The sequence below is a fragment of the Flavobacterium sp. TS_SC_5 genome, from assembly GCF_056156265.1.
In genome coordinates this window covers 1,426,096-1,439,427 of record NZ_CM149588.1, presented here as the reverse complement: position 1 = coordinate 1,439,427, position 13,332 = coordinate 1,426,096, and the positions used below count along the sequence as shown (strand labels likewise).

At 34.8% G+C, this 13,332-nt stretch carries 12 protein-coding genes and 1 tRNA gene; 9 read left to right on the top strand and 4 right to left on the bottom strand.

The window, feature by feature from the left end:
* Positions 1 to 17: 17 nt before the first annotated feature.
* Entirely contained in the window at positions 18 to 494 is a 477-nt protein-coding gene (locus AC0J6S_RS06310) for a TspO/MBR family protein (protein ID WP_474955934.1), read from the bottom strand.
* 276 nt (positions 495 to 770) lie between these two features.
* Here AC0J6S_RS06310 and AC0J6S_RS06305 point away from each other — a divergent pair, with 276 nt between their 5' ends.
* The 6 genes from AC0J6S_RS06305 to AC0J6S_RS06280 all read left to right on the top strand — a co-directional run bounded on the left by AC0J6S_RS06305 (position 771) and on the right by AC0J6S_RS06280 (position 5,758).
* Positions 771 to 1,853, top strand: coding sequence for a diphosphomevalonate decarboxylase (locus AC0J6S_RS06305; RefSeq protein ID WP_474955933.1), 1,083 nt, complete (start codon positions 771 to 773; stop codon positions 1,851 to 1,853).
* A 44-nt stretch (positions 1,854 to 1,897) separates the two neighbouring features.
* Positions 1,898 to 2,092, top strand: a complete 195-nt coding sequence (locus tag AC0J6S_RS06300; RefSeq protein ID WP_474955932.1) for a hypothetical protein — start codon at positions 1,898 to 1,900, stop codon at positions 2,090 to 2,092.
* A 56-nt stretch (positions 2,093 to 2,148) separates the two neighbouring features.
* On the top strand, positions 2,149 to 3,087 hold the full coding sequence (locus tag AC0J6S_RS06295; RefSeq protein ID WP_474955931.1) for a mevalonate kinase family protein: 939 nt from the start codon (positions 2,149 to 2,151) through the stop codon (positions 3,085 to 3,087).
* A 90-nt stretch (positions 3,088 to 3,177) separates the two neighbouring features.
* Entirely contained in the window at positions 3,178 to 4,131 is a 954-nt protein-coding gene (locus tag AC0J6S_RS06290) for a geranylgeranylglycerol-phosphate geranylgeranyltransferase (protein WP_474955930.1), read from the top strand.
* A 271-nt stretch (positions 4,132 to 4,402) separates the two neighbouring features.
* On the top strand, positions 4,403 to 5,311 hold the full coding sequence (locus AC0J6S_RS06285; RefSeq protein WP_474955929.1) for a pseudouridine synthase: 909 nt from the start codon (positions 4,403 to 4,405) through the stop codon (positions 5,309 to 5,311).
* A gap of 21 nt (positions 5,312 to 5,332) precedes the next feature.
* Positions 5,333 to 5,758 (top strand): nuclear transport factor 2 family protein, encoded by a 426-nt coding sequence (locus AC0J6S_RS06280; protein WP_474955928.1) that lies wholly within the window; start codon positions 5,333 to 5,335, stop codon positions 5,756 to 5,758.
* A gap of 79 nt (positions 5,759 to 5,837) precedes the next feature.
* Here the strand turns inward: AC0J6S_RS06280 and AC0J6S_RS06275 are convergent, their stop codons facing one another.
* Positions 5,838 to 7,985 carry a M3 family metallopeptidase gene (locus AC0J6S_RS06275; protein ID WP_474955927.1) on the bottom strand — a complete coding sequence of 716 codons (2,148 nt, stop codon included), beginning with the start codon at positions 7,983 to 7,985 and terminating at the stop codon, positions 5,838 to 5,840.
* A gap of 180 nt (positions 7,986 to 8,165) precedes the next feature.
* Between AC0J6S_RS06275 and AC0J6S_RS06270 the strand changes: the two genes are divergently transcribed.
* Positions 8,166 to 9,929, top strand: coding sequence for a DUF885 domain-containing protein (locus tag AC0J6S_RS06270; protein ID WP_474955926.1), 1,764 nt, complete (start codon positions 8,166 to 8,168; stop codon positions 9,927 to 9,929).
* A gap of 107 nt (positions 9,930 to 10,036) precedes the next feature.
* Here AC0J6S_RS06270 and AC0J6S_RS06265 read toward each other — a convergent pair whose 3' ends face one another.
* Together AC0J6S_RS06265 and AC0J6S_RS06260 are read right to left on the bottom strand one after the other, a co-directional pair.
* On the bottom strand, positions 10,037 to 10,624 hold the full coding sequence (locus AC0J6S_RS06265; RefSeq protein ID WP_474955925.1) for a DUF937 domain-containing protein: 588 nt from the start codon (positions 10,622 to 10,624) through the stop codon (positions 10,037 to 10,039).
* Positions 10,625 to 11,030: 406 nt separating this feature from the next.
* Positions 11,031 to 11,112: transfer RNA gene (locus AC0J6S_RS06260), tRNA-Leu, on the bottom strand.
* A gap of 110 nt (positions 11,113 to 11,222) precedes the next feature.
* Here AC0J6S_RS06260 and AC0J6S_RS06255 point away from each other — a divergent pair.
* Both AC0J6S_RS06255 and AC0J6S_RS06250 read left to right on the top strand, forming a co-directional pair.
* Positions 11,223 to 12,611: a dipeptidase gene (locus AC0J6S_RS06255; RefSeq protein WP_474955924.1), complete on the top strand. Its 1,389-nt coding sequence runs from the start codon at positions 11,223 to 11,225 to the stop codon at positions 12,609 to 12,611.
* A 306-nt stretch (positions 12,612 to 12,917) separates the two neighbouring features.
* On the top strand, positions 12,918 to 13,331 hold the full coding sequence (locus AC0J6S_RS06250) for a toxin-antitoxin system YwqK family antitoxin (RefSeq protein WP_474955923.1): 414 nt from the start codon (positions 12,918 to 12,920) through the stop codon (positions 13,329 to 13,331).
* Position 13,332: the final 1 nt, after the last annotated feature.

The window sequence follows — 13,332 nt, the reverse complement described above, 5'->3', positions numbered from 1 at the left end:
AAACTAAAACCTACCAACTACCTATTCAACCACCAAATACTTCCATTCAAAACCGCAGCAAAACTAACCCAAGCCAAATACGGTATAAATAAATAACCCGCAATTTTATTGATTTTGGAAAACTGAATGTACGTTTCAAAAATCATCAACCACAATACAATAATTTCTAATCCGGCTAACATTGGGTTTTGCAAGCCAAAAAATAAATAAGACCACAATGCATTTAGCCCTAATTGTATGGCAAAGAAAACCAATGCTTTCTTGACTAAATCCCGCTCTTCTTCTATTCGGTCCCAAACTAATCCGGCAGCAACACCCATCATCACATACAGCATACTCCAAACAGGTGCAAAAATCCAATTGGGCGGATTAAAACTTGGTTTTATTAAGGTTGGATACCAAGTGGTAATGGCAGAACGAGTAACCGTCCCAGAAAAATAGCCAATGGCAAGACACGTAACAACAACAGCTAATATTCGGGTGATTTTATTCATTTTTATATTTTTTAAATGTACTATTTTCTTGAAACATATAAGCCATTTAAGAAACAATAAGTGTCTTGACTATCTCGTAAACTTTATATTTCTCACAATTACGGAATTAAGCCCAATACTTAATAAAGCTTAATTCCTTAATGGTTACAAAATCCTTGATGGACTTCTATGATTATTTTAATTGTCCAAATTTACTTAAATCTTTCTAACGATTAACCATCTAAACGAATAAACAAATAACCCAAAAAAAGTATATTTGCGTAAATTTATACATTCATGATTTCAGCAAACGATTTTATTCCATCAAAATATACGCATTCAGTTGAAGAGGGAAATTTTCAATGGAGCGCGCCCAGCAACATTGCACTTGTAAAATACTGGGGGAAAAAAGAGAATCAGATTCCAGCTAATCCATCGGTGAGTTTTACGTTGAATAATTGCAAAACGATTACCAAATTGGCTTTCGCCAAAAAAGAAAACGATGGTACATTTTCCTTTGATTTACTTTTTGAAGGGCAACCAAAAGAAGATTTCAAACCGAAAATTCAAAAATTCCTCGAGCGAATAGAAATCTATTTGCCGTTTCTAAAAGACTATCATTTTACGATTGACACGGAAAACACATTCCCGCACAGTTCCGGAATTGCTTCATCGGCATCCGGAATGGCTGCTTTAGCGATGAACTTGATGAGTTTAGAAAAAGTGTTAAACCCTGAAATGACAGAGGAATATTTCTATCAAAAAGCCTCTTTATTAGCACGTTTGGGTTCCGGAAGTGCTTGCAGAAGTGTAAAGGGCCAAGTAGTGGTTTGGGGTAATCACGCTAATATCTCCGGAAGTTCTGATTTATTTGGAGTTGAATTTCCCAATGCAATTCATGACAATTTCAAGAATTTTCAAGATACCATTTTACTGGTTGACAAAGGTGAAAAACAAGTTTCAAGTACAGTGGGACATGATTTAATGCAAAACCATCCTTTTGCCGAAAGGCGATTTGCACAAGCGCATGAAAATTTGAATGCATTAATTTCAATTTTTGAAAGTGGGAATCTGGACGAATTTATCAAAATTGTAGAAAGTGAAGCCTTGACATTACATGCCATGATGATGACTTCCATGCCGTATTTTATACTGATGAAACCGAACACATTGGAGATTATAAATGCGATTTGGAAATTTAGAAATGAGACTAAAATTCCGGTTTGTTTCACGCTGGATGCCGGTGCAAATGTGCATGTTTTATATCCCCAAAATGTTGCCGAAAAAGTTTTACAATTTATTAAGAACGAATTAGTTGGCTATTGCCAAAATGGTCAGTACATTTGTGACGAAATTGGAAATGGCGCTGTGTTGATTTAATTGATTTATTTTTCCCTATCTTTATTTTTTAAAGAGCTGAAATTATGGATATTCAATCAGAGAAATTAGAATTGATAAAAATGCTGTTAGAAACTGACGATACGACTGTAATCGCGGCTGTAAAAAATATTTTCAAAGCACAAAAAAAAGACGTTTGGAAAGATTTATCTCCCGAACAACAAGAAGAAATTGATCTAGGAATCTTAGAAGCAAATCGCGGAGACCAAGTTGATTTATAAAAATTACTATCCAAATACCTAATTATCAACCCCAAATTGTTAATTTACAACACTATATGAAAGGACCTTTGTTTTACTCAAAAATACTACTCTTTGGAGAATACGGAATTATTCGTGACTCAAAAGGGCTTTCAATTCCCTACAATTTTTACAACGGAGCACTTAAAAAAGAAGAAAATCCATCTGATGAAGCGATCAAATCAAACGGTCACCTGAAACGATTTGTAACGTATTTAGAAACCCTACAAAACGAGCAACCTGCTTTAGTAACTTTCGATTTAGCAATATTAAAAAGCGATGTAGAAACCGGAATGTATTTTGATTCCAGTATTCCTCAAGGGTATGGTGTAGGTAGCAGTGGCGCACTTGTAGCCGCTATTTATGATAAATACGCACACAATAAAATCACGGTTCTGGAGAATTTGACTCGTGAAAAATTATTGCAGTTAAAAAATATATTTTCTCAAATGGAGAGTTTTTTCCACGGAAAAAGTTCTGGTTTGGATCCACTAAACAGTTATTTGAGTATTCCGATTCTGATTAATTCGAAAGACAATATTGAAGCAACCGGAATTCCTACACAAAGTTTTGACGGAAAAGGCGCAGTGTTTTTATTGGATTCAGGAATTGTGGGCGAAACAGCTCCGATGGTAAATATTTTCATGGAAAGCCTAAAAGACAAAGGTTTCCGTGCGATGTTGAAAAATCAATTTGTAAAATATACGGATGCTTGTGTAGAAAATTTCCTTGGCGGAGACATGAAATCGTTGTTCATGAATACCAAAAAATTATCTAAAGTAGTTTTGAATAACTTCAAACCAATGATTCCGGAACAATTTCACGGAATTTGGCAGCAAGGAATTGACAGCAATGATTATTATTTAAAATTGTGTGGATCTGGCGGAGGCGGATACATCTTAGGTTTTACCGAAGATTTAGAAAAAGCTAGAGCATCGTTGAAAGATTATAAACTAGAAGTGGTATATCAGTTTTAAACATCCTCTGCTCAACCCTCTCCAAAGAGAGGGAGAATTAATCCTAAATAGCATCCTTATTATTGGGAGCACATTCTTAAATAAATCTAAATGTTAAGCAGGCAGAACAAACTTCTCTTAATGAAAATTGCAAGTTTGTTCTCTGTAGTTAGAGGCTATAACATTCCAGTCATTATTTTGGCGCAATACCTTTCGGCTATATTTATTTTGGCTCCAGAAAAAAGAGCGCTTGATATTTTGCTTGATTTCAATTTATTTATTCTGGTTTTTGCATCTTCCCTTACGATTGCTTCCGGATATATCATCAACAACTTTTATGACAGTCAAAAGGATTTAATCAATCGGCCTAATAAATCGATGTTGGATCGATTAGTGAGTCAGAAGACAAAATTAAACGTCTATTTTACACTCAATTTTATTGTCGCCTTAATGGCGCTGTTTGTTTCCTGGCGTGTATTTTTATTCTTTTCAGGATATATATTTTTCATCTGGTTTTATTCCCACAAAATAAAAAAATACCCAATAATAGGAAACCTGATGGCTGCTTTACTAGCTGTTTTACCTTTTTTTGCGATACTGCTGTATTTTTATACTCGGATTCCGTATGAAGAAATTGAAAATTACAGAAGACAATTAGGCGTCATTTTTTCGCATGCCAGTTTTTTATTTTTGCTACTCTTGATTCGGGAAATGATAAAGGATTTAGAAAATCTAAAAGGGGATTTAGTCAATGATTACAAAACAATCCCTATTGTTTATGGCGAGGAAGTATCAAAAAAAACCATCACCGTATTAACCATTCTGACTGTTTTACCCGTTTACGCTTTGATTGATGTTTATGATGTGGGTTACATGGATATTTATTTTTACTCTTGCCTGATCGTTTTGATATTTTTCTTATTATACTTATGGAAATCTAATGCGAAACCACAGTTTTTGCTGCTTCACAACGTTTTGAAATTCCTTATTGTTGCCGGAGTATTTTGCATTGTTTTGATTAATCCAAGTGTTTTATGGCACGGAAAAAGATTGTTGATGGTTTAAATTTGCCTTTTTTCAAATTATAAAAAGGATAAAAAAACATTCCCGAAATTCTCCTATATTCCCCGATTAGCTTAGCCCCGATAGTAGCGGAAATCCTTTTATTTTTTTTCTTTAAAAAATAAAAGATTGAAACGATAGCGGGAAATAGCTCCAAAAAATCAAAAGAATCATTTTAATTAGCTTATTAACTAGACAGTTAGCGTTTTTATAATTGGTGGTTATTGATTGTCAAGTATATAAATAGTATCTTTGCACAAATTATTGGAATATTATGAATAACAAGGAAGGCAATAATAAGAAAAGTGGTCCAAGAGCACCTAGCTCAAGACCAAGTTCGAATAAGCCAAAACCTGCCATGCAGAAGCGCGCTCAAGGGCCGAAAAAAGTTAAAGTTACTACTAAAGTTGCCGATATCGCTACTGATAAAGTAGAGAAAAAACCAAATCAAGCACCAAAGAGACCGAAAGTAAAAGACGAAATTCGTTTGAATAAATACATTGCTAATTCTGGTGCGTGCTCGCGTCGTGATGCGGATATTTATATTCAATCCGGGACGGTGAAAGTAAACGGAGTTCCTGTTACCGAAATGGGATACATGGTAAAACCGGGTGATGTTGTGAATTTTGACGGGGCTACTTTGACTCCGGAGAAAAAAGTATACATCTTGCTGAACAAACCTAAAAACTTTACAACTGCGATGGACGAAGGTCAGGAATATCGTAATGTATTGGAATTGGTAAAAGGTTCTACGACTGCAAAAATTGGTGCAGTGGGAAGAATGGACAAGAATACAACTGGTTTGTTATTGTTCACGAATGACACGGATATGATTCGTAAATTCACGTTACCAAGTCAAAAATCATCTAAAATTTACCAAGTTTCATTGGATAAAAACTTGAAATTTGAGGATTTAGAAAAAATAAACAAAGGGTTGACTCTTGATGGACACCGCGTTTTTGTGGAAGATGTAAGTTATATTGACGGAGAAGCTAAAAGTGAAATTGGTTTGCAATTAAGATCCGCTAACGTGAAAGTGGTTCGTTCTATTTTTGAACACTTTAGTTATGACGTGTTACGTATTGACAGGGTAGCTTTTGCTGGTTTGACCAAAAAGAATTTGCCAAGAGGAAACTGGAGGTTGCTTACTGACCAAGAAATTATCAATTTGAAGAACGTTTAATATTTCTTTGAAATTATATAAATGAAAATCCCATCCGTTTACACGGAATGGGATTTTTTAATTAAAAATTCAATCCTAATAAGTATGACACCAGAAAAACTACAATCAATTGCTTTTAAATGGTTTGAAACTTTCAACAATAAAGAATTAGAAAAATTATTGTCTTTATATGACGAAGATGCTGTTCATTTTAGTCCAAAACTAAAAATGTACAAACCGGAGAGTAACGGTTTTGTTACCGGCAAAGAAGCCTTGCGAGAATGGTGGAAAGATGCTTTTGAGCGTTTACCAAGCTTGAATTACAAAGTAAAATCGCTTACCGCCAATGGCGACCGCGTTTTTATGGAATACATAAGAACAGTTATTGGCGAAGAAGATTTATTGGTAGCGGAAGTATTGGACATCAGAGAAGACAAAATAATTGCTTCACGAGTGTATCACGGTTAAGAACCGATTATGATTAGAAACAAAAAACCCTACAACATAAATAATTTGTTGTAGGGTTTTTATTTTAGAAGAAAATAAATTATCCTTTCAATTTTTTAAGCGGTTCTTCTTTTTTGTCCAGACCACGTTTTCTCAACAGCGGTTCGATACTTGGTTCAGCACCACGGAAACGTTTGTACAACACCATAGGATCTTCGGTTCCTCCTTTTTCCAAAACATTCTCACGGAATAATTTGGCTTTTTCTGGATTGAATAAAGTCGTTGTTTTGAACGCTTCAAAAGCATCCGTATCTAAAACTCCTGACCAGATGTAGCTGTAATATCCTGAAGAATAACCTCCTGAGAATATATGGCTGAAATATGTGCTGCGGTATCTTGGAATAATAGAAGAAATTAAACCAATTTTTGTCATTGCTGCTTTTTCGAATGCGTTTGCATCAACTGTAATATCTTTGGTTTGAGAATGGTATTCTAAATCCAGTAAAGAAGCTGCAAGATATTCTGTTGTAGTAAAACCTTGGTCAAAAGTACCTGCTTTCTTCAATTTATTCACTAGCGTTTCTGGAATGACTTCGCCAGTTTTATAATGTTTTGCATACATTTTTAAAACTTCTGGTTCAGCCGCCCAATTCTCCATAATTTGAGAAGGAAGTTCTACGAAATCTCTTGGAACACTTGTTCCTGCTAAACTTTTATACGTGACATTCGACAATAAGCCGTGTAAGGAATGTCCAAATTCATGAAAGAAAGTCGTCACTTCGTCAAAAGTTAAAAGTGCCGGAGCAGTTGCTGAAGGTTTTGTGAAATTACAAACGATAGAAACTACCGGAGCAACACGTTTGCCATCCACCGTTTTCTGACTTCTGTACGAGGTCATCCAAGCACCACCACGTTTCGATTCACGCGGATGAAAATCCATGTATAAAACCCCCATATGCGATCCATCTTTTTCTAAAATCTCCCACACGGTTGCGTCTTCGTGATATTTTGGAACATTAGATAACTCTTTGAATTGTATTCCGTATAATTTTTCGGTTACTTGAAAAACTCCTTTTCTAACATTATCTAAACTGAAATATGGTTTCAATTCTTCTTCGTCAAGATCAAAACGTTCTTTTCTGATTTTTTCCGTGTAATATCTCCAGTCATACGGTTGTACCGCGCCTTTAAATCCATCTTTAGCCATCATTTTCTGAATATCAGCGGCTTCTGTTTTGGCTATCTCCAAAGCTGGTTTCCACAAATCATTCAACAGCTTGTTTACATTCTCGGGAGTCTTAGCCATCGATTCTTCTAAAACATAATTGGAATGCGATTTATAGCCTAATAATCTCGCTTTTTGTCCACGTAGATTTGCTAATGCTACTGCATTCTTCTTATTATCAAATTCATTATCTTGATTGCCTCTCGTTTGGTAGGCATTCCAAATTTGCTTACGCAATTCTCGATTAGCACTGTATTGAAGGAACGGCATTACACTGGAATTAGAAAGGGTGAAAACCCATTTTCCCTCTTTGCCTTTTGCTTTAGCATCAACAGCTGCAGCGTCAATTAATCCTTGTGGCAATCCGGCTAAATCTTTTTTATTGTCAATAACTAACTCGTATGAATTGGTCTCCGCCAAAATATTTTGACCGTATTTTAAACTGGTCAGTGAAAGATCTCCGTTTATTTTACGCAATATTTCTTTGTCAGCATTGGATAAATTGGCTCCACTTCTAACGAAATCTTTGTAGGCATTATCTAAAATTTTAGCTTGTTCTAAATTTAGGCCTAATGTTTCTTTTTTGTCCCAAAGCGTTTTTACTTTTGCGAATAATTTCTCGTTCAAGTAGATATTATCTCTGTGAGCGGAAAGATTTGGCGCTGTTTCTTTGGCAATATTTTGAATGTCTTTATTAGTGTTCGCCGAATTTAGATTAGAAAAAACCGTGTTCACATCCGACAATAATTCGCCTGCATTTTCCATGGCAAGAATCGTGTTTTCGAAAGTGGCAGGTTGTGTATTATTTGCAATTGCATTAATCTCCGCTTGATGTTTACTGATACCTTCTAAAATAGCGGGTTTAAAATGTTCATTTTTAATTTTGTCGAAAGGCGGCACATTAAACGGCGTGTCGTAAGCTTGAAAAAATGGATTCATAGTCGTGTTTTCTTTTTTCTCTTGTGCTTCAATTGTTAGCATATTCCCAATGACTAACAAAATGAAAAAGGATTTTTTTCTCATTTAGGTGTGATTAATTAGAACAGTAAATTTAGCCGAAATCTATTTAAAACAAGAACTACAACGGCGCCTTAACTAAATTTTATGACAAACAAAAACACTTTTATAAACGAAAAATTATTCTGACATTATAAATTGAAAAAAAATCAATAAATTAGCTCAATCTATTACCAAACATTCATTATGAGAAAAATAACCACTCTTTTCCTTACACTAACCACGTCATTATTGCTGGTTAACTGTAAATCCGAAGATAAAAAACAAGACTTCAGCAGTCTGACAAAAAATTATTTTGACGACAAAAATGCCATGAGTCCATTGGATGCGACTCAAAGTGGTCAAAATCAATACAACGATCAGTTGCAGTTTGAAATGACAGACAGTTTCAGAAAATCGCAAGCAGCTTTCTTTGACAAATACCAATCTGCACTGCAAAATATCACTGTCGAAGATTTATCAGAAGAAGAAAAAAACAGTTACGAAATCATCAAATGGGAAGTTGAGATTGGTAAAGATTTACTACAACAACCTACAAATTTGCTTCCTGTTCATCAATTTTGGGGAACGCATCTGACTATGGGGCAGTTTGCGGGAGGAACCGGAGCACAACCATTTAAAACAGAACAAGATTACACCAATTTCCTAAAAAGAATGGACAAATATGCTGTTTGGATTGATTCAGCGATGGTATATATGAAAAAAGGAATGGCAAAGGGTGTTGTTTTGCCAAAATCATTAACCGTAAAACTGATTCCACAATTTGCAGAAATGGCTACACCAAATATAGAGGACAATCTATTTTACTCTTCTATAAAACTAATGCCTGCCTCTTTCCCTGACAGTATAAAAGAAGATTTAACAGCAAAATACACAGCGACAATCAATACCAAACTGATTCCGCAATACAAGAAAATGGCTGATTTCCTGAACAAAGAATATCTTCCTGCTTCCAGAGCAACCAGCGGAATAGGGAGTTTGCCTTTTGGAAAAGAGTTATATGCAGCCTATGTAAAACAATGGACTACGACCGAAATGACTCCCGAGCAAATTCATGAATTGGGATTAAAAGAAGTAGCACGATTGAATGCCGAAATGGAAAAGGTAAAAACCCAAGTAGGTTTTAAAGGCACATTATTAGAATTCTTTGAGGAGGTTCGAAATAAAAAGGAGTTAAAACCTTTCACCAAACCGGAAGAAGTGATTGCTAATTTTCAAAGCATTTACACCCGCATCAAACCAAATGTAGATAAATTATTCGCACTGCAACCTAGAACGAAATTTGAAATCAGACGAACGGAAGCTTTTAGAGAAAAAACAGCCAGTGCTGAGTATAATCAAGGAACTGCTGACGGCACGCGTCCCGGTATTTTCTATGTTCCCATTCCTGATGTAGCGAATTATAATATGTATGGTGATGAAGATTTGTTTTTGCATGAAGCCATTCCGGGTCATCATTTTCAAATCTCTTTACAACAAGAAAACGAAAGTCTTCCTGATTTCAGAAAATTCAATTGGTTTGGCGCTTACGGCGAAGGTTGGGCTTTGTACACAGAAAGCTTAGGAAAAGAGCTTGGATTGTATCAAGATCCATATCAGTATTTTGGAATGCTGGGCAATGAAATGCACCGTGCGGTTCGATTAGTTGTTGACACCGGATTACATTCCAAGGGCTGGACCAGAGAGCAAGCAATCAAATATTCATTAGCAAACGAAGCTGAAAGTGAAGCCAGCATTATTCCTGAAATAGAGCGTTATATGGCGATTCCAGGGCAAGCTTTATCATATAAGATTGGCCAGCTGAAGATTATGGAGCTACGCAAAAAAGCGGAAACTAAAATGGGCACTAAATTTGATATTAAAAAATTCCATGAAAAAGTATTAGAATCCGGAGTAATGCCATTAGCATTATTGGAAAAGAAAATTAATGCTTGGATAGAAAATAAATAATTTTCATTTATCGATAGGTATAAAAAAAGCTTCTCAATTGAGAAGCTTTTTTTATATAACATACTTAATATCAATAAATTGAAGTAACAAATAAAACGCTATTACTTTTATCCTAGAAAAAAACTATAAATATTTGATGCAAAATTTCTTTTACTTTTTTCTTGTACAATTTCGACAGTAGAAATACCAAGAAGAAGTCGAATTCCTTCCGGCATAGTGCTCATAATCATTCTCTTTTGTTCATTTATAAGTAATTGAAGACTTTTGAAATTTTGATTTTGATTTTTCAGATAGGAACAAACAAACATTACTGAAAAATTTAAGATAGCAGAAGCAGTTTCACTTTTAACACCAATTTCATTTGAAATCATTTCTGAAATCCTTTCTTTTTTATTTGAAAAAATTAAGTTTAATGGTTTAAAACCTTCTTTATTAAAGGAACTATTTATGACTACTATTTTTGTAGCTTCAATTTTAAAATCAAGATAAAACTCAGAATTGGCAATATATTCCATCAGTTCATCATAAAGATTTTTATCATCAAACTTATTATTCAATCCTATCAAGATAGTAGAAATACTTGTTTCTATAGATTTTTTCATCAGCACTTCACTCTCATTGTACTCCCTACTCAGTTTTGAAACTAGAAATGGTGAAATAAAACCTCTTAATTGATTATGTAAATATGCAACCATAGACAACCTTGTTTAATTAATTTAAAATACCGACTAAATGTTATTTTTCACCGTTCAAGTGTTAAATTTATAAAAAATAATATTGATTTTTAATAAAATTGGTATATATTTTACTAATAATAGATATTAAACAGAAACAAGTATAAGATAAATAGTTTTTATCTTACAATGGAAATTTTGGAGGATTTAAAATAAAACAGAAATGAACCCAATATGGTATTCGATAGATTTTGTCTTAAAACAAATTCAAAAAACGAGTTTGATCTCATTATCTCTAAAAAATAGAAAGCAATCAAACACAAAATTATTTAAGCCTGAATCACTTTATAACTAATTATTCCGAGAATTAATAATCTAAAACAAAAAACCCTTTAAACGTTAGAATAACGATTAAAGGGTTTTAAAGTGCGGATAATAGGACTCGAACCTACACGCCTTGCGGCACCAGATCCTAAGTCTGGCATGTCTACCAATTTCACCATATCCGCGCGCAATTGTGGGTGCAAAGATACACTTAACTTCCAATTTTCAAAACAATTTTGATAAAAAATATTCATACTCTTTTTTGTACTTTTGAAATATAAACAAAATTCAAATAATGGAAAATATTAAAGCATACGTTCAAGAACACAAAGACCGCTTTATCAACGAGTTAATCGAATTATTAAAAATCCCATCCGTAAGTGCTGACACTGCTTATTCTCACGATGTTTTTGAAACAGCTGATGCCGTAAAAGCCAGTTTAGAAAAAGCAGGCTGTGATTTTGTTGAAATTTGTGATACTCCAGGGTATCCAATCGTATATGGCGAAAAAATTATAGACCCAACATTACCCACCGTTTTAGTCTACGGACATTATGATGTTCAACCACCAGACCCAATCGAATTATGGACTTCTCCACCCTTTGAACCCGTAATCAAGAAAACCGAAATTCATCCCGAAGGCGCAATTTTTGCCCGTGGTTCTTGTGATGACAAAGGCCAAATGTACATGCACGTAAAAGCATTAGAATATATGGTGCAATCCAATACTTTACCTTGCAACGTAAAGTTCATGATTGAGGGTGAAGAGGAAATTGGCTCCAAAAGCTTGAGTTGGTTCGTAGAACGCAATCAGGAGAAACTAAAAAATGATGTGATTTTAATTTCAGATACAGGAATGATTTCTAATCAGCAGCCCTCAATTACAACAGGTTTACGTGGCTTAAGCTATGTAGAAGTAGAAGTTACAGGACCAAACCGCGACTTGCATTCTGGATTGTACGGAGGAGCTGTTGCCAATCCTATCAATGTTTTGTCTAAAATGATCGCTTCGCTTCATGACGAAAACAACCACATTACCATTCCCGGTTTCTATGACAATGTAGAAGAATTATCCTTAGAAGAAAGAGCTGAAATGGCCAAAGCACCTTTCAATTTAGACAATTACAAAAAAGCATTGGACTTAAATGACATTTATGGCGAAAAAGGCTATGTAACAAACGAAAGAAATTCCATCCGTCCTACATTGGATGTCAACGGAATCTGGGGTGGTTACACGGGAGAAGGTGCTAAAACGGTGATTGCAAGCAAAGCATTCGCTAAAATCTCGATGCGTTTGGTTCCCAATCAAGACTGGGAACAAATCACCGAATTGTTCACCAAACATTTCACCAGCCTTGCTCCTGCTGGCGTTACCGTAAAAGTAAAACCACATCATGGCGGACAAGGTTACGTAACCCCAATAGACAGCATTGGCTACAAAGCCGCAAACATGGCGTATACTGAAACCTTTGGCGTTCCCGCAATTCCGGTGCGTTCCGGAGGAAGTATTCCTATCGTAGCGTTATTCGAAAAAGAACTCAAAAGCAAGACTATTCTAATGGGATTTGGTCTGGACAGCGATGCCATTCACTCGCCAAACGAACATTTCGGGATCTTTAATTACCTCAAAGGAATTGAAACCATTCCGTTGTTTTACAAATATTTTGTGGAGTTGTCAAAATAATAGTTATCGATACCGTCAGTTCGAGTTTTTTTGTGAAGAGAAACGGAACAAAAAAGTATCGAGAACCACATCATCCGCTCTAAACAGGGCGGATTTTTTTTGGGCGTTTCCCGCTGAAAATAGCGGGTCAGGCTGTCCGTTCTCAATCTTTTTATTTTTTAAAATAAAAAAATAAAAAGGATTTACACTTCCATCCTTAACGCAAACCGCTGACTATCAAAATATTTTTTCTTTTAAATTTGTTTATTTGCATTTTTATTCTACATTTGTAGAGCAAACTCTATTTTCGTAGAACAAAATCATTTTATGCGACAAACTGTAATTATAATCGGCTTGGTGTTTTTGTTTCTTGGTTGCAAAACCAATCAAATAAAAAATAAACGTAGAGAAGGACTTTGGATTGAACAATACGCACAGGATAGTTCCCACTATAAATCAATTGGGAAATACCGAAAAGGTGATCCCATAAAAAAATGGAATTATTACTTAAATGGTAAAATCATTAAAAGAGAAAAATACAAAGACAACATTTGCAACACTACTTTTTATCATGAAAATGGAAAAATAAAATCCAAAGGAAAAACAAAAATGGAAACGAGCGACAAGTACGCACATTGGTTTTATTTTGGTGACTGGAACTTCTTTAATGAAGATGGAAAACTAATAACGATAAAGAAATACAATAACGGGGAATCATTTTCCGAAATAGAAATTAAATAAC

Coding starts and splice junctions, on each gene's coding strand:
- AC0J6S_RS06310 (WP_474955934.1), bottom strand. CDS start 494: ATGAATAAAATCACCCGAATATTAGCTGTTGTTGTTACGTGTCTTGCC.
- AC0J6S_RS06305 (WP_474955933.1), top strand. CDS start 771: ATGATTTCAGCAAACGATTTTATTCCATCAAAATATACGCATTCAGTT.
- AC0J6S_RS06300 (WP_474955932.1), top strand. CDS start 1,898: ATGGATATTCAATCAGAGAAATTAGAATTGATAAAAATGCTGTTAGAA.
- AC0J6S_RS06295 (WP_474955931.1), top strand. CDS start 2,149: ATGAAAGGACCTTTGTTTTACTCAAAAATACTACTCTTTGGAGAATAC.
- AC0J6S_RS06290 (WP_474955930.1), top strand. CDS start 3,178: ATGTTAAGCAGGCAGAACAAACTTCTCTTAATGAAAATTGCAAGTTTG.
- AC0J6S_RS06285 (WP_474955929.1), top strand. CDS start 4,403: ATGAATAACAAGGAAGGCAATAATAAGAAAAGTGGTCCAAGAGCACCT.
- AC0J6S_RS06280 (WP_474955928.1), top strand. CDS start 5,333: ATGAAAATCCCATCCGTTTACACGGAATGGGATTTTTTAATTAAAAAT.
- AC0J6S_RS06275 (WP_474955927.1), bottom strand. CDS start 7,985: ATGAGAAAAAAATCCTTTTTCATTTTGTTAGTCATTGGGAATATGCTA.
- AC0J6S_RS06270 (WP_474955926.1), top strand. CDS start 8,166: ATGAGAAAAATAACCACTCTTTTCCTTACACTAACCACGTCATTATTG.
- AC0J6S_RS06265 (WP_474955925.1), bottom strand. CDS start 10,624: ATGGTTGCATATTTACATAATCAATTAAGAGGTTTTATTTCACCATTT.
- AC0J6S_RS06255 (WP_474955924.1), top strand. CDS start 11,223: ATGGAAAATATTAAAGCATACGTTCAAGAACACAAAGACCGCTTTATC.
- AC0J6S_RS06250 (WP_474955923.1), top strand. CDS start 12,918: ATGCGACAAACTGTAATTATAATCGGCTTGGTGTTTTTGTTTCTTGGT.